The organism is Curtobacterium sp. S6, from assembly GCF_000710345.2.
GTDB lineage: Bacteria > Actinomycetota > Actinomycetes > Actinomycetales > Micrococcaceae > Rothia.
Window position 1 is genome coordinate 85,952 of record NZ_JHEL01000015.1, and the last position, 16,429, is coordinate 102,380.

12 protein-coding genes are annotated in these 16,429 nt (G+C 65.4%); all 12 read left to right on the forward strand.

What is annotated here, in order from left to right; all coding sequences use genetic code 11:
* The first annotated feature begins 107 nt into the window (after positions 1 to 107).
* The 12 genes from CURSPS6_RS02665 (at position 108) to CURSPS6_RS02720 (ending at position 16,415) form a co-directional block, all read left to right on the forward strand.
* Positions 108 to 1,967: a peptidoglycan D,D-transpeptidase FtsI family protein gene (locus tag CURSPS6_RS02665; protein WP_235503662.1), complete on the forward strand. Its 1,860-nt coding sequence runs from the start codon at positions 108 to 110 to the stop codon at positions 1,965 to 1,967.
* Positions 1,968 to 2,075: 108 nt separating this feature from the next.
* A complete protein-coding gene (locus CURSPS6_RS02670; RefSeq protein WP_051687560.1) occupies positions 2,076 to 3,776 on the forward strand; it encodes a UDP-N-acetylmuramoyl-L-alanyl-D-glutamate--2,6-diaminopimelate ligase in 1,701 nt (566 codons plus the stop codon).
* Positions 3,773 to 5,278, forward strand: a complete 1,506-nt coding sequence (locus CURSPS6_RS02675) for a UDP-N-acetylmuramoyl-tripeptide--D-alanyl-D-alanine ligase (protein WP_051687561.1) — start codon at positions 3,773 to 3,775, stop codon at positions 5,276 to 5,278. Before CURSPS6_RS02670 ends, CURSPS6_RS02675 begins: the two co-directional genes overlap by 4 nt.
* Positions 5,275 to 6,396, forward strand: coding sequence for a phospho-N-acetylmuramoyl-pentapeptide-transferase (mraY, locus tag CURSPS6_RS02680; RefSeq protein WP_030013943.1), 1,122 nt, complete (start codon positions 5,275 to 5,277; stop codon positions 6,394 to 6,396). The genes CURSPS6_RS02675 and mraY overlap by 4 nt, the downstream gene beginning before the upstream one ends.
* On the forward strand, positions 6,396 to 7,955 hold the full coding sequence (murD, locus tag CURSPS6_RS02685) for a UDP-N-acetylmuramoyl-L-alanine--D-glutamate ligase (RefSeq protein WP_030013944.1): 1,560 nt from the start codon (positions 6,396 to 6,398) through the stop codon (positions 7,953 to 7,955). The genes mraY and murD overlap by 1 nt, the downstream gene beginning before the upstream one ends.
* Positions 7,952 to 9,214: a putative lipid II flippase FtsW gene (gene ftsW, locus CURSPS6_RS02690; protein ID WP_051687562.1), complete on the forward strand. Its 1,263-nt coding sequence runs from the start codon at positions 7,952 to 7,954 to the stop codon at positions 9,212 to 9,214. Before murD ends, ftsW begins: the two co-directional genes overlap by 4 nt.
* A 54-nt stretch (positions 9,215 to 9,268) precedes the next feature.
* Positions 9,269 to 10,384 (forward strand): undecaprenyldiphospho-muramoylpentapeptide beta-N-acetylglucosaminyltransferase, encoded by a 1,116-nt coding sequence (murG, locus tag CURSPS6_RS02695; protein ID WP_030013949.1) that lies wholly within the window; start codon positions 9,269 to 9,271, stop codon positions 10,382 to 10,384.
* Positions 10,385 to 10,388: 4 nt separating this feature from the next.
* Positions 10,389 to 11,888 (forward strand): UDP-N-acetylmuramate--L-alanine ligase, encoded by a 1,500-nt coding sequence (gene murC, locus CURSPS6_RS02700; protein ID WP_030013951.1) that lies wholly within the window; start codon positions 10,389 to 10,391, stop codon positions 11,886 to 11,888.
* Positions 11,885 to 13,102 carry a cell division protein FtsQ/DivIB gene (locus tag CURSPS6_RS02705; protein WP_051687563.1) on the forward strand — a complete coding sequence of 406 codons (1,218 nt, stop codon included), beginning with the start codon at positions 11,885 to 11,887 and terminating at the stop codon, positions 13,100 to 13,102. Before murC ends, CURSPS6_RS02705 begins: the two co-directional genes overlap by 4 nt.
* A 247-nt stretch (positions 13,103 to 13,349) precedes the next feature.
* Positions 13,350 to 14,606: a cell division protein FtsZ gene (gene ftsZ, locus CURSPS6_RS02710; RefSeq protein ID WP_030013953.1), complete on the forward strand. Its 1,257-nt coding sequence runs from the start codon at positions 13,350 to 13,352 to the stop codon at positions 14,604 to 14,606.
* A 151-nt stretch (positions 14,607 to 14,757) separates the two neighbouring features.
* Positions 14,758 to 15,591 (forward strand): polyphenol oxidase family protein, encoded by an 834-nt coding sequence (locus tag CURSPS6_RS02715; protein ID WP_235503663.1) that lies wholly within the window; start codon positions 14,758 to 14,760, stop codon positions 15,589 to 15,591.
* An 11-nt stretch (positions 15,592 to 15,602) separates the two neighbouring features.
* Positions 15,603 to 16,415, forward strand: a complete 813-nt coding sequence (locus tag CURSPS6_RS02720) for a YggS family pyridoxal phosphate-dependent enzyme (RefSeq protein ID WP_030013956.1) — start codon at positions 15,603 to 15,605, stop codon at positions 16,413 to 16,415.
* Positions 16,416 to 16,429: the final 14 nt, after the last annotated feature.

Genomic DNA, 16,429 nt, shown 5'->3' on the forward strand with positions numbered 1-16,429 from the left:
CGGCCCAGATCTGTAACTGGTGTCGACCATCGTCTCGAGAGTCACGGAGATGGAGAGGGCCCGGGGATCTCCCGGGCCAACACACGGAGGGGTAGGAAGAGGAGCCAGTGGATTCAACGGAGGATCGTCCCGGTGACACCGGCGCGGAGGATCCCCGCGATGAGAGCAACGTCGAGGGGACCGTCGAGGCCGACGGGCAGGAGGCCCAAGGCATACTGCGCCGAAGCTTTATCGGTATTTCGGCGTTCCTCGCGATGCTGGCGTTGCTCATCGGGCGCCTTTTCTACGTCCAGGCGATCGACCCCACCGGCCGGGCCAAGGCCGCCCTCGACGCACGACGACGCACCCAGAAGATTGCCGCCCTGCGCGGTGAGATTCACGACGTCAACGGCAATGTTTTGGCGAGGTCCATCCAGCGCTACAAGATCACGGTCGACCAGACGGCCGTCGGACCCGTCAAACGCCTGAACCGGGACAAGAAGCCCGAGGAGATCAGCGTCCAGGACCTCGTGTATAAGCTCGCCGACATCCTGAAAAAGCCCGATACGGACGTGAAAAACAGCCTCGACGGCAAGAGCAAATACGCCGTCGTCGCCGAGGAAGTGACCCCCGATGTCTACAACGCCATCATGGACATCGGCGCCGACTTCATCTATTCCGAGCCCGTGTCCAAACGCAGCTACCCGGATGGCTCGATCGCCGGATCGGTGGTCGGCTTCCTGAACTCCGAGGGCGCGGCCGGCGGCATCGAGTTGCAGTTCAACACCGATTTGACCGGCAAGGACGGCGAGCGGGTCTACGAGATCAGCGCCGACGGTATCCGCATTCCGGTGGGCGAGGACATCAACCAGCCCGCCGAGGACGGCAAGACCATTCGGTTGACCGTCAACCGAGACATTCAGTACTTCGCCCAGCAGCAGGTCAAAGCCCGGGCCGACGAGTTGAAGGCCGAATGGGGCACCGCGATGGTCATGAACATCAAGGACGGGTCCATTCTTGCGATGGCCGATTCCTCGATGATCGACCCCAATAACTACGAGAAAGCCGCGCCCGGCGACTTTGCCCCGCGAGCGGTCAGCTCGTCGACCGAGCCGGGATCGACCGAAAAAATCTTGACCTCCTCCGCGGTGATCGAGGAGGGACTCTCGAAGCCCACGAGCGGTTTCGATGTCCCCGCGGAACTGCACATCGATGGCCAGACGATCACCGATGCCTTCGATCACGGGGCCCAGAAGCGTACGCTCGCCGGGATCATCGCCGACTCGATGAACACGGGCACCGTGCTGGCCGGCAAACAGCTTTCCAAAGACCAGCGGCACGACTGGCTCAAGAAATTCGGCATCGGCCAGAAAACCGGCATCGAGCTCCCCGGCGAGAGCCGAGGCATTCTGGCGCCGGCCAAAGACTGGGACGTTCGCCAGCAGTACACCGTGCTGTTCGGCCAAGGAGTCTCGCAGACGCCCCTGCAAACCATGATGGCCTATCAGGCCGTGGCCAATAAGGGTGTTCAGCTCACCCCGCGCATCGTCGAATCGATCGTCGGAACCGATGGGGCCGAGGAGAAGCGGCCGACCCCCGAGGGTAAGCGCATCATCTCCGAAAAGACGGCCCAGCAGGTCCGGAACATGATGGAGGTCGTGGTCACCGAGGGCGGCGCGAAAGAAGCGGCCGTCAAGGGGTGGCGCGTCGGGGGCAAGACGGGCACCGCCGAGGCCCCGGCCGATCAGGGCGGGGGATACGACGGGTACACCACGTCCTTCATCGGCATCGCCCCGATGGAGGATCCCACGTACCTGGTCGGTATCGTGCTTCAGCGCCCCAAGGGCGACGTCACGGCCATCGGGTGCACGCCCGTCTTTTCCAAGATCATGGAAAAAGTATTGCAGTACTATCAGGTGCCGCGATCGACGACCCAACCGGTCTCGATCCCCAAATTCACCGACGACGAGACCGGCGAAGGCCGGTAAGAGCGTCGTTCGTCGATGTGCCTTCCCACGTGAAGGCATGATTGCCGCAATAATCAAAGTTATCGGAACGTAGGATGCGCGCAGAACGCAGGAAGAAGGATCGCTTACATGACCTCTGAGGAACGGTCGGCGGAGCACATGCCCCCTCCGGACCCGGACACTCTGAAGGGAACCGCGCAAACCCTGCGTCCTTCCGCTATTCCGGCGCGCACCCTGAAGGAGATCGCGGAGCGGCTCGAATCCTGGGGATATGGCAGCCGCTCCGACGGCTCGACGACCGCCGCCATCTCGGGGATCAGCATGGATTCGCGAGAAGTCCAACCCGACGACCTGTATGTTGCCCTCCCGGGCGCAAACGTTCACGGCGCGGACTTCGCGGAAGCCGCCGTCCGTCTCGGCGCCTCCGGCGTGCTCACCGACGAGGACGGTCTCACCCGACTGCGGGCCTTGGGCGTGCGGCTCCCCGCCGTGGTGGTTGAGCGGGTTCGCGACGTCGTGGGCCCGCTGGCCGCCCTGATCTATTCGAGCCAGCCGGCATCGCCTGACGCCCAGCGGCTCTTCGCGGTCACCGGAACCAACGGCAAGACGACGAGCACCTACATGATCAATTCGGTCATGGCACGACTTGGCCATCGAACGGGCCTGATCGGTACCATCGAGATCCTGGCCGGCGGAACGGCCATTCCGAGCCAGCTGACCACGCCAGAGTCCACGCACGTTCACTCCCTGGTGAGCGTCATGCGGGAGCACGGGATCACGGCGGCCTCGATGGAGGTCTCGTCGCACGCGTTGGATTACAAACGGGTCGACGGGCTGATCTACGACGTCGCCGGCTTCACGAACCTCACCCAGGATCACCTCGATCTGCACGGGACCATGGAGGCCTACGCCGCCTCGAAGGCCCAGCTCTTCACCCCGGCTCACTCGCGTCGTTCCGTCGTCATGATCGACGACGACTGGGGGGCTTGGATGGCACGGGCCGCCCGCGAAGCGCAAGGCAACGATTCCGTGGTGACCCTTTCCAGCGGCTTCGGTCGGGGAGAAGAGGGCGGCGCGATCTCCGCCGACGCCGATTGGACGGTCACGTCCGTCCAGGCCGCGGGGATCGGTCACCGATTCACCCTTCGTCATCGCGACGGTCGGGAACTCCACACCGCCACCGGACTACCGGCCGACTTCAACGTCTCGAATGCCGCTTTGGCGGCCGTCATGGTCGCCGAGTCGGGCGTCGAGTGGGATCGCCTGGTGGAGGCGCTGTCCGGACCGGATGCGCTCACCCCTCTGGTCCCCGGACGCATGCAGGTCATCGGCCAGGAGCCGGTATCGATCGTGGATTTCGCCCACAACCCCGACGCGCTCGAACGCGCGCTCAACGCCGTCGACCCCGGCCGGGACGCGCCGGGGCGGGTCATCGTGGTCTTTGGCGCGACCGGGCAGCGCGACCAGACCAAACGACCGATCATGGGCGGCATCGCGGCGCGGCACGCGGATATCGTCATCGTCACCGATGACGATCCCCATCACGAGGCTCCCGCTCCCATCCGGGAGGCCGTGGCCGCCGGGGCTCGGGCCGCGGTCGCCGACGGCGCCCGCGCCCAGGTCGTGGAGGACGTCGCCCCGCGGGCGGATGCCATCGCCCGCGCCGTGGAGCTCGCCGGGCCGGAGGATTCCATCCTGGTGGCCGGACGCGGGCACGAGACGAGCCAGGACGTCGCCGGCGTGGACAATGCCCTCGACGATCGTGAGGAGCTGCGCAATGCGTTGACGGTCTGGCGTGCCCGCCGCGACGCCGAGGGAGGACAACGATGATCGAACTGACAGTGCAAGAGATCGCGGACGCCGTGGCCGGGCGGGTCGTCGGCATGGCCGAGGCCGAGCGGTCCACGGTCTCGTGCGATTCCGCCACGACCGATTCACGCGACGTCGTTCCCGGGACCCTGTTCATCGCCAAACCCGGGGAGGTCACCGACGGACACCGGTTCGTCGGTGGTTCCCGCGCGGCGGGTTCACCGGTCGCCCTCGCCGAACGAGAAGTCACCGACGAATCCGGTGAGCCCTATCCCGCGATCCTCGTCGACGATGTCGTGGCGGCTATGGGTCGTCTGGCGCATCACATCGTGGGCGAACTGCGCCGCACCGGTGACGTGACCGTCATCGGCATCACCGGATCCGCGGGCAAGACCACCACCAAAGACCTGCTCGCGGGCATCTTCGGTGCGCACGGCCCGACGATCGCGCCGGTCGGTTCGTACAACGGTGAGGTCGGGGTTCCCCTGACGGTCTTCCGGGCCGACCGGTCCACTCGGTTCCTGGTGATCGAAATGGGCGCGAATCACATCGGCAATATCCGGTACCTCTGTGACATGGTCATGCCCGATTTCGGTGCGATCCTCAAGGTCGGAACCGCCCACGCGGGGGAGTTTGGTGGCGTCGAGAACATCGCGATCACCAAGTCGGAGCTCGCCGACGGCGTTGCGCCCGACGGCGGTGTGGCCCTGAACATTGACGATCCCCGCGTGGCCCCGATGCAGGCCAAGGCCTCGGCGCCGGTCACGTATTTCGGTGTGGAAGGCCGGCACGTCCGCGACGGCGAGAAAAATCTGGTCGAGGCGCGAAACCTCCGGACCGACGCGGACGGGTGCCCGCGCTTCCAACTGGCCTTCCCGGACGGTGGCGAATTCGACGTCGCCTCAAAACTCATCGGGGAGCACCACGTCTACAACCTCTTGGCCGCAGCCGTCCTGGCCTTCCGGGCCGGGATCGAGCCCCGGGATATCGTGGAGGGCCTGAACACCCTGGGAGCCGGCAGCCGGTACCGCATGGAGAGAACCGACCGGGCCGATGGCGTGACCGTCATCAACGACGCGTACAACGCCAATCCGGAATCCATGTCCGCCGCGTTGCGGACCCTGGCGCAGATGGGCCGAGACGCACAGCCTCCGCGCCGGACCTGGGCCGTTTTGGGCCCGATGCTCGAGCTCGGTGACGCGTCGGTCGAGGAGCACGACAAGCTCGGGCGCCAGGTGGTTCGCCTGAACATCCCGAAGCTGATCGTCATCGGCGACGAGGCCGCCCCGATCTTCAACGCCGCCCACCTCGAGGGGTCATGGGGCGACGAAGCGGTCTGGGTCAAGGACGTCGACGAGGCCTACGAGATCCTGAGGCGCGAACTACGCGAGGGCGATATTGCTCTCTTCAAGTCGTCGAATGGCGCGGGACTTCGTTTCTTGGGCGATAGAGTTGCACACGATCATCCCGGCGACCCTCACTCCGGACACGAACTAGGTAGAAAGGCGCAAGGAACCGCATGATTTCCATCTTGCTCGCCGCGGCCTTCGGTCTCATCCTCTCGCTCGCTGGGACGCCGCTGTTCACCAAGGTTTTGGTGCGGCAGCAGTACGGCCAGTTCATCCGTGAGGACGGTCCCACAAGCCACCAGACCAAGCGCGGCACCCCCACCATGGGCGGCGTGGTCATCATGGGAGCGACGGTGGTCGCGTTCTTCCTTGCCCTGATCCTTAGCGGGCTCATCTTCGGTGGATCGCTCGTGCCGTCCGCCTCCGCGCTCTTGCTGATGTTTCTGATGATCGGCATGGCCGGCGTCGGATTTATCGATGACTTCAAGAAGATCGCCCGCAAGCAGTCCCTGGGGCTGACACCGCAGGGCAAGATCATCCTGCAGGGCACGGTCGGCGTGATCTTCGGAGTGCTCGCTTTGTTGCTACCGGACGACCACGGTTGGACGCCCGCGTCGACGCAGATTTCTTTCACCCGCGACATCTCGTGGCTGGACCTCTCGTTTGGCATTCCCGTTCTCGGCGTGATCCTGTTTGTGATCTGGGCCAATCTCATCGCGACGGCCACGACGAACGCCGTGAACCTGACGGATGGTTTGGACGGATTAGCCACGGGCGCGTCCATCCTGGTGTTCTCGGGTTACCTCATGATCTCCATGTGGCAGACCAACCACCTGTGCGGTCCCGGGTCGGTGGACGCGGTCTGTTACGAAGTTCGCGATCCGGGCCAGTTGTCGGTGGTGGCAGCGGCCCTGGTCGGCTCCCTGATCGGCTTCCTGTGGTGGAACACCTCGCCGGCCACGATCTTCATGGGGGATACCGGTTCCCTCGGTCTGGGCGGTGCGCTGGCCGCATTCGCGATCCTGAGCCACACCCAGATCCTTCTGGTCCTGATGGCCGGGCTGTTCGTCATGATCTCGGCCTCCGTGATCATTCAGGTCGGATACTTCAAGATTTCCGGTGGCAAAAGGGTCTTTAAAATGGCGCCGCTTCAGCATCACTTCGAGTTGAAGGGGTGGAAGGAAGTCACCGTGGTGGTGCGTTTCTGGATCATTGCCGGACTCTTCGTCGCCTTGGCCCTCGGTATTTTCTACGGTGACTGGCTCGTCAGCCACGGAGGAGTGAGCAATTAATGCGAGCAACCAACGAGAACCCCGTCGTGGATAATCCTCGCTTGGAGGAGCTGACCAGCTGGGATTCGGATTGGTCGGGGCTGCGCGTTGTCGTTGCGGGCGTCGGCGTCTCGGGATTCGCGGCCGCCGATACGCTCATCGAATTGGGCGCCCGCGTGGTCATCGTCGACGGCAAGGACACCGAGGACACCCGGTATAAGGAACAGACCTTGGGCATCGTCGGCTCGGCGGGCGCCGTGCTGGGCGACGGGGCGATGGACAGCCTGCCCGACGTCGACGGGGCGCGTCCCGACCTCGTGGTGACCTCTCCCGGTCTCCGGCCCGCCCTGGGCCTGTTGGACCAGGCGGTGCGGGAAGGCGTTCAAATCTGGGGCGAGGTCGAGCTCGCGTGGCGTCTCCGCGAGCGTGCCGGCCGGAAGACCACCGAGTGGCTGTGCGTGACCGGGACCAACGGCAAAACGACCACCGTGGGAATGACGGCCTCGATCTTGCAGGCGGCGGGTCTCAAGGCCATCGCCGTGGGCAACGTCGGGACGCCGATCCTGGACGCACTGCGCGATCCCGTCGATTACGACGTTTTCGTTGTGGAGCTCTCGAGCTACCAATTGCACTGGAGCTACTCCCTGAGGCCCTGGGCATCGACGGTGCTCAATATTGCCGAGGACCATATCGACTGGCACGGCAGCTACGAGAACTACCAGGCCGATAAGGCCAAGGTGTACGAAAATACGCGTGTGGCCTGCGTCTATAACGCGGCGGTGCCGTTGACGGAGCGCATGGTCGAATCCGCGGATGTCCAGGAAGGCTGCCGCGCCATCTCCTTCACCACGGATGCGCCGTATCTTTCCCAGCTGGGGGTCGTCGACGGATTGCTCGTCGACCGCGCCTTCGTCGAGGAGCGCCGCACGTCCGCCGCGGAGATGGCCGCGGTGCAGGACACGGGCGAACTTCCGACCAAGCACACGGTTGAAAACGCGCTGGCGGCCGCCGCCTTGGCCCGGGCCTACGGCGTCGAGCCCGTGGCCGTGAGGGACGGGCTCCGCGCCTATCAGCCGGGCGCGCACAGGATTCAGCCGGTGGCCCATACCCACGCGGTCCTGTGGGTCAACGACTCCAAGGCGACCAATCCTCACGCCACGGACGCATCGCTCAGTTCCTTCGACCCCGTCATCTGGGTCGCCGGGGGCCTGTCCAAGGGGGTCGCTTACGGCGACCTCGTCGCGAAACACGCGCATCGGCTCAAGGCGGTGGTGCTGATCGGCACGGACACGGGTTCCCTGGAAGACGCGCTCACGGCGCACGCCCCGGGGATCCCGGTGCACCGGGCGGCCACATCCGGAATCTCTCCGGACGACGGACGAGCCGTGATGTCCTCCGCGGTGGAGATCGCCCACGGGCTGGCCGAGGCCAACGACACCGTCCTGATGGCCCCGGCCGCGGCGTCGATGGATCAGTTTGCCTCCTACGCCGAGCGCGGCGACGCCTTCATCGACGCGGTCACCGCGCTCGTCGGACGCCTGCAAGAGGGCGGGGACGAGGAAGGAACCGACACGCCATGAGCACCTCAGCATCCGAGCGTCCGCGCAGGCGGCACCACGACACACTGTGGACGAGGATCGCCGACGGATATCGGTACGTCTCCCGCCCGCTCTATCGGTGGGTCGCGACCGGATCGATGAACAGCGCCGCCATCGGCATCGCCGTATCGTCCCTCGGACTCACGGTACTGGGTTGCATGATGGTTCTCTCGGCGTCCTCGGTGGAGCAGATCGCCGCGGGTAAATCGCCGTATGGCCTCTTCCTTCGGCAGGGAGTCTTCGCGTTCGTGGGCATCATCGCGATGTTCGTGGCCGCGAGGATCAAGATTTCCTTCTGGAAGAATAAGCGGCTCGTCTATTGGCTGATGGGTATCTCGCTGGTCCTCCTGGTGCTTGTGCTCTCGCCGCTGGGCAAGGAAGTCAACGGTAACCGAAACTGGATCGCGGTCGGTTCCTTCACGTTCCAGCCCTCCGAGATCGCGAAATTCTCCCTGATGTTGTGGGTCGTGTGGTCCCTGGCCAAATCCACCAGGGTCGCCACCAGCGCTCATGCCGCGCTCTTACCGTCGTCGTTGGGATTCCTGCTCGTTTGCGGCCTGGTCATCATCGGTGGCGACGCCGGTACCTGTATCGTTTTCGTGCTGATTTACGCGACGGCCCTGTGGTTCGCGAGGGCCCCTCGAAAGATTTTCACCCGCTCTATCCTGGCCGCGGTCGTTCTCGGAACCCTGGTGGTTGTCTCGAGGCCCCACCGCTTGTCCCGCGTGACCTCCTGGTTGTTTCCTTCGCAGTGCCTCCAGGGCCAGGAGTGCTTCCAGTCCAATTCGGGCATGGCCGCGTTGGCGACCGGGTCCTGGTGGGGGCAGGGCCTCGGGGAGTCCCGTCAGAAGTACAACTACCTGCCCGAGGCACACAACGACTTCATCGTCGCTATTCTGGGCGAGGAATTGGGGCTGATCGGCACCTGCATCGTCGTCGCCCTCTTCGCGGTCATGGCCCTGTGCCTGGCCCGCATCATCCTGCGCTCCAGCGACCGTTTCGTTCGGCTCGCGGCCGCCTGCCTGCTCGCGTGGTTCGTGGGGGAGGCCTTCGTCAACATCGGGATGGTCACCGGACTTCTCCCCGTGATCGGTATTCCGTTGCCGTTTGTCTCCTACGGAGGTACATCGCTGATGGTTTCCCTCTTCGCGGCGGGATTCGGCATGTCTTTGGCCAAGTCGCCCACGCATCCGGCGGTCAGCCTCACCTCCCTCGACAGCCACCGAGCGGAAGTAGACTAGACAGCGATCTTTAATCGCGAGTAATCACAACCATCGACCTAGGGAGATTCGACCATGACCCAGCCTCTGTCCGTCGTTGTAGCGGGAGGTGGGACCGCGGGGCATATCTCACCGATGTTGGCCATCGCGGATGCCGTGCGCGAGGGGAACCCGGAGGCACGGATCGTGGCCGTCGGCACGGAATCGGGGATGGAGACGCGTCTGGTTCCGGAAGCCGGTTATGACCTGGAATTCGTCGACCGCGTGCCGATGCCGCGCAAGCCGAGCGTAGATCTTCTCAAATTGCCCGTGCGGATGCGCCGGGCCGTCCAGCAGGGACGCCAGATATTGCGTCGTGCCCAAGCCGACGTCTTGGTGGGAGTCGGCGGATACGTATGCACGCCGATGTACCTCGCGGCGGCGCGAGAAAACGTGCCGATCGTGATTCACGAGGCCAATCAGCGCCCCGGTCTGGCGAATAAGGTCGGCGCCAAGAAGGCGGCGGTGGTCGCCACCGCTTTCGAGGGAACCCCGATCCCGGGCGGACGACACGTCGGGATGCCCATGCGCAGGCATATCTCCGAGTGCGATCGGTCGGCCGATCGCTCCGGCTCTCGCCAACTGTTAGGGCTCCAGGATGACGTGCCGACCATCATCGTGACCGGCGGATCGCTGGGCGCGCAGAACATGAATCGAACCATTGCCGAGGTGCTTCGCCGCAAGGAATGGGCGGAGTCCGGCGTTCAGCTGATGCACATCACGGGTCGAGGCAAGCAGTTGCTCGACGACGACGGCTCGCTTCTCAATTCCCCCGGGTATCACCAGGTGGAGTTCGTGCACGGAATGGAGAAGGTCTACTCCGCGTGCGACCTCCTCATCGCTCGGTCGGGTGCGGCGACCGTGAGCGAAACCGCTGCCGTCGGATGCCCGGCCGTCTTCGTGCCCCTCCCCATCGGCAACGGGGAGCAGTCCTTGAACGCCGCGGACCTCGTCGATTCCGGGGCGGCCCTCATGATCGAGGACAAAAAATTCACCGCCGACTGGTTCGTCGAGCATGTTCTGCCGGTGGTGACCGATCCGGCAAAGCTCGAAGAGATGTCCCGCAACGGGTACCGACACGGTATCCGCGATGCCGCGCAGCACATGGCCGAATTGATCACACAGGCCGCTCGCCACGGAGGGAAGCACTAGTTCCATGAACACACAGCACGAGAACCCCGGGGTCCTGCCGAAATTCATGTATCCGCCGTTTCCGGCCCGCCCCGGCCTCGGCGAGCTTGGACGCGTCCACTTCGTCGGAATGGGCGGCACAGGGATGTCGGCCGTCGCCGATCTTCTGCTCGCCCACGGGCTGAAGGTCAGCGGGTCGGACCAAAGGGATAACGCGGCTCTCGAGGTGCTCCGCCGTCGGGGAGCCGTGGTCCACATACCGCAGGACGCGTCCAACGTAGAGAACGTGGATACGGTGGTCGTCTCCACGGCGATCAAGCCCACCAACCCCGAACTCGCCGCCGCGCGCGCCGCGGGGCTGCGTGTCCTTCACCGATCCGACGCCTTGGCCGCCGCAATGGCCGACGCCAAGACCATCGCCGTGGCCGGAACGCACGGTAAGACCACCACGAGCTCGATGATCTCCGTGATGTTCGACGGCGTGGGGGCCCGACCGTCCTTTGCGGTGGGTGCCAGCATCGCGGCGCTCGGGACCAACGCGGCGCTCGGACGGACAGGCCCGGATTCCTGGTTCATCGCGGAGGCCGACGAATCGGACGGGTCGTTCATCAAGTACCGGCCGACCATCGCGGTCGTCACCAACGTCGAGCCGGATCACCTGGACTTCTACGGCAGCGGCGAGGCCGTGACGGCGGCCTTCGACCAGTTCGTCGCGTCGATGGCCGATGGGGGAACCCTCGTGGCCTGCTGGGACGACGAGGGCGCCCGTCGTCTCGCGGAGAATTTCCGGGAACGGGGCGGAAACGTCATGACCTACGGAACCACCGACGGCTCGGACGTGCTGATCAGCAACATGACCGGGAAAGGCACGGCGAGCACGGCCGACCTGGTCTGGGACGTCCCGACCGTCGCCGGACGCGCGTCCGGCGAAGCCAAACTGACTCTCTCGGTGCCCGGTGCTCACAATGTGCGCAATGCCGCGGCCGCCGTGTGCTGTGCCCTGGGCGCAGGCCTCGACGTCCGGGAGGCCGCCAGGGCCTTGGAGAGCTTCACCGGTTCGGCCCGCCGGTTCGAGCTTCAGGGGAAGGCACGAGGGGTCTGCGTCTACGACGACTACGCCCACCACCCGACCGAGGTCGCCGCGGCGCTCGAGGCGGCCCGCACCGTGGCCGGTGGCCACACCGTCTATGCGATCTTCCAGCCTCATCTTTTCTCGCGCACCCGAGAATTTTCCGGTCAGTTCGCCGAAGCGTTGGCCATCGCCGACCGCGCCTACGTCGTGGACATCTACCCGGCGCGAGAAGAACCGATGCCGGGAGTGACCAGCCGACTCATCACCGAGGCCGGATCCAGCGAGGTGCGGTACGCCGCCAGCCCCGAGGAAGCGGCCGGGCAGATCGTGTCCTCGGCCCACGAGGGTGACATTGTGATGACGATTGGGGCCGGTGACGTGACCACCTACGGGGCCAAGGTCCTTGCGGCCCTGGCGGAAGGCGGGGCGGACAACGCCCAGGATTCCGCGTGAGCCCGAAGCATCGTCCGCGGCTGCCGCGCCAGCAAGAGAATCCCGGCTCGTCCTCGAGGCGACGGGGGGATGCCGTCGAGAACCCCCGGGGGCCCGAGCCGTCGACGGGTCGGACGTCCCCGCCACGGAGCACCGACGAGCCAACCGGCCCACACCTCAGTGACGCCCGCGAAAGGCTCGCGGAGGCCGCCGCCCGCGCCGACGCGGGGGACACGGCGCAACGGGCCGAAGCCATGGATAGCGCCCAGAGATCGGGCGAGCACCGCCCGGTCGCCGTGCGTGTCAACGACACCTCGAAGGTCGGGATCGAAGATCCCGAGGAGGCGGACAGCGGGATCGGGGCCACCCAGGCGCCGTCCACCAAGGACGGGGCCGGCGCGCCGGAACGCGGCGGCCTGGACGGTCCGGCCGCTTCCGGCAAGCCGGATAACATCGTCGCGTTTCCCTCGGATCGCGAACGGCGTCGGGCACGCAAGGAGAGCACCGCCGGCGACCGGCGTCAGGAACGTGGCGGCCGGTGGGGTCGGCTTCCCCGCGGGAAACGATGGCTTGCGGGCATCGGCGCGTTGGTCATCGCGGCGATCCTTTTCCTCGGCATCGTTTTCTACTCACCGCTCTTGGCGACCCAGACCATCACGGTTCAGGGCGCCAACCTGTCCGATCAGTCCACGGTGCAGAAATCGTTGGAGCCGCTGAAGGGCAAACCCCTCACCCGCATCACCGATCACGAGGTCCAGGACCTGATCGGCAACGATGTCGTCGTTGAAGGCGTCAGCATCGAGGCCCGGCCGCCGCACGAGCTCGAGGTCACGGTCCACGAGCGGGTTCCTGTGGCCACGGTGAAGTCGGGGGACCAGTACATCCTGGTCGACAAGAACGGCGTCGCCGTGGGCTCTAAGAAGTCCGTGGATGAGGCCGGCGTCCCGCTGCTGGAAGGGGGACCGGACGCGGTCAAGAGCGACTCCTTCACCTCCGCGGTCGCCGCGCTCCAGACCCTCCCTCAGTCCCTCCTGTCCCAGCTCAATAAGGTCGAAGCGGATTCGCCGTCGAATATTCGTCTCGACATGAAGGACGGATCGCAGGTGATTTGGGGGACCAGCGACGACAGCGAATTCAAGGCCCAGGTCCTCAACAGCCTGGTCAAGGCCCTGAAGGATCAGGGAGGCGCCTCGGTCTACGATGTCTCGAGCCCCGACCATCCCGTGACCAAATAGGCCGCACTCCGGAACCTCAACGTTAACGTCAAGGTTGAACTGGCTCCCGGTATTGACGATATTTCCCGGAAATTCTTAGGCGCGAAACGCCGATTGAGTGCGACACGTTACCCGGTGATTGATACTCTAGTTGCGGTATAGGAACCGGCCGATAGCCGGTATCCACCGATATTCATCAACGTTCAAGTTGAGGTTTAATTCGGCGGATGTCGGAATGTTGGCTTCACACGCTCAAACGAGGAAAACCATGGACGTTACAACTCCCCAGAATTACCTCGCCGTCATCAAGGTCGTCGGCATCGGCGGCGGCGGCGTCAACGCAGTCAACCGCATGATCGAGGTCGGCCTTCGCGGCGTCGAATTCATCGCGATCAACACCGATGCACAGGCACTGCTGATGTCTGACGCCGACGTCAAGCTGGATGTCGGCCGAGAGATGACTCGCGGTCTCGGCGCGGGTGCTAACCCCGAGGTCGGTCGCCAGGCCGCGGAAGATCACGAAGAAGAGATCGAGGAAGTCCTCAAGGGCGCCGACATGGTCTTCGTGACCGCAGGTGAGGGCGGCGGAACCGGGACGGGCGGTGCCCCCGTCGTGGCGCGTATCGCCCGGTCGCTCGGTGCGCTGACCATCGGCGTCGTCACGCGCCCCTTCACGTTCGAGGGCCGTCGCCGTTCGAACCAGGCCGAGACCGGCATCGAGTCGCTGCGCGACGAGGTCGATACCTTGATCGTGATCCCGAACGACCGACTGCTCTCCATCTCGGACCGCAACGTGTCCATGTTGGACGCCTTCAAGTCGGCCGACCAGGTGCTTTTGTCGGGCGTGCAGGGCATCACCGACCTGATCACCACCCCGGGCCTGATCAACCTCGACTTTGCGGACGTCAAGTCCGTGATGCAGGGGGCCGGCTCGGCCCTCATGGGTATCGGCTCCGCGCAGGGCGAGGATCGCGCGGTCAAGGCCGCCGAGCTGGCGATAGCATCGCCGTTGCTTGAGGCTTCGATCGACGGTGCGCACGGCGTGCTCTTGTCGATCCAGGGCGGCTCGGACCTCGGCCTGTTCGAGATCAACGAGGCGGCCCGCCTGGTTCAGGAGGTTGCCCACCCGGACGCGAACATCATCTTCGGCGCCGTCATCGACGACGCCCTGGGCGACGAAGCTCGCGTCACGGTCATCGCGGCGGGTTTTGATTCCCTGAACCCCGAGACCAACAGCAACAACAACAATGCGGCCGCGACGCAGGCCCAGCGTACCCAGCAGACCTACGGCGGCGGCTCCTCGCAGCCGTCCAAGGTCGCCAGCAACCCGCAGCGCGGGGGCAACGACTACGCGGGAAGTTCCTCCTTCTCCGGAGGTTCCTCCTCGCAGTGGCAGGACGATTCGGATGTTCCGGCCAACGCGGGCTTCGACGTCGACCTGCCGCCGGCCGTGGACCCGAAGGGCGAGTCCGGCTCCAAGAAGTCCGGCAAGGACTCCCTGGACGTTCCCGACTTCCTGAAGTAAAACCGAAGACGCGCGTGTGAAGCCGGCGGGCGGGACGGATATGCCGTCCCGCCCGCCCTCCATATCCGAGGCGCGTGAGTGACGAGGGCTCCCCGAGGGCTCCTCGACGTCAACTGATGCTGATGACCCATCGACGAGGCGGTGACCGATCGTGACGGATGACAAGGTCTCTCGAGACCGGCGGGCGGGCCGTGCCGCGCCCGAAGCAGGCGCCACGAACTTCCGGCACATGATCGAGATGCCAACGGGAGTGTGCCTGGCCTTTACCGACGTGGCAACCGGGAACCTGGGGCTGCACGTCCCGGGGGCGTCGGATCCGCAGGACAACCGTCGAGCGTTGGAAGCTTCCATGGGGGTCGAGCCTGGAACCCTGCTCTTCTTGGAACAGGTCCACGGAACCCGGGTGGTTCAGGCCGAGGACACGCCCTTGCTATCTCCGGGACTATCCGCCGACGAAGAACGGTCTTTGGCGCCCACCGCGGATGCCGCGGTGACGACCACCGGCCGCCCCCTCGCGATCATGACGGCCGATTGCCTGCCCGTGGTGATCACGACCTCCGATTCCCGGACCTACGGCGTCGCGCACGCGGGGAGGCAAGGACTGCTGACCGGTGTGCTGCCCAACGTCGTGGCGGAACTCCGCGCGAAGGGCGCGCAGGACCTGGAGGCCTGGATCGGCCCCGCGATCTGTGGGAGTTGCTACGAGGTCCCCCAAGACATGGCGGACGGCGCCGAGGCGGAACACCCGGGGATTGCCGTGACGACACGCTGGGGGAGCCCCGGGCTCGATCTGCCGGGCGCGGCAGATCGTCAATTGAAACAGTCCGGAGTGCTGGTCCACCGCGACGTCGTCAACGAGTGCACCTTTGAGAACGACGAGTTGTTTTCGCATCGGAGGGCCCCGGGCCAGGGTCGCATAGCGGGCCTTGTCTGGGCGAGGCCCCGCAGCAATGAAGCGTCGCGGGCCGAGGCGCCCGGCAGGTAGGAGAGTCAGTCATGACGACCAACGATATCTACACCGCGGATCGTGCCGAAGAGCTGGTACGACGACACGCCCGGGTCGCGGCGGACGTGGAGCGCCTGGCTCGCCAGACACCGCCCGATGTGCGAGACCCTTCCGTGCCGGTCGAGCTGATCACCGTGACGAAGTTCTTTCCGGTCACCGATGTCCAGGCCCTCTACGACGCGGGCATCCGGACCTTCGGCGAAAACCGGGATCAAGAGGCGGCTCGGAAGGCCGGTGAGCTACGGGAAGACCCCTCGGATCCGCCCGCGTGGCATTACATCGGTCAGCTGCAGTCCAATAAGGCCAAATCGGTCGTCAAATACGCCACGAGCGTGCACTCTATCGACCGCGCGTCGATCGTGACCGCCCTCGGCAAGGCCTACCGCAACGCCGTGTCCCGGTGCGAGAACGAGGAGGATGCGGCCCCGGCATCGCTGGCTCGCGGCGGGCTCGAATGCCTGATTCAGGTGGGGCTCGACGATGAACGGGCCACGCCGGGGGGCGCGTCGGCCGGGGCTCGTGGCGGCGCGGATTCCGAGGAAATCGAGCGTCTGGCCGATCTCATCGCCGAGACCGAAGGGTTGCAGCTGGCCGGGCTCATGGCCGTGGCCCCTCTCGGCGCCGACCCCTCCCGCGCCTTCGAGAAACTGTACGAGCTGAGCCGGTCGCTGCGGCGCGCTCACCCCGATGCCTGGAAGATTTCCGCCGGGATGAGCGGGGACATGAGCGAAGCGATACGATGGGGGTCGACCAGCGTGCGCGTTGGAAGCGCCATCATGGGGGATCGACCCAAGCACACCTGATGATTCCCTGAATC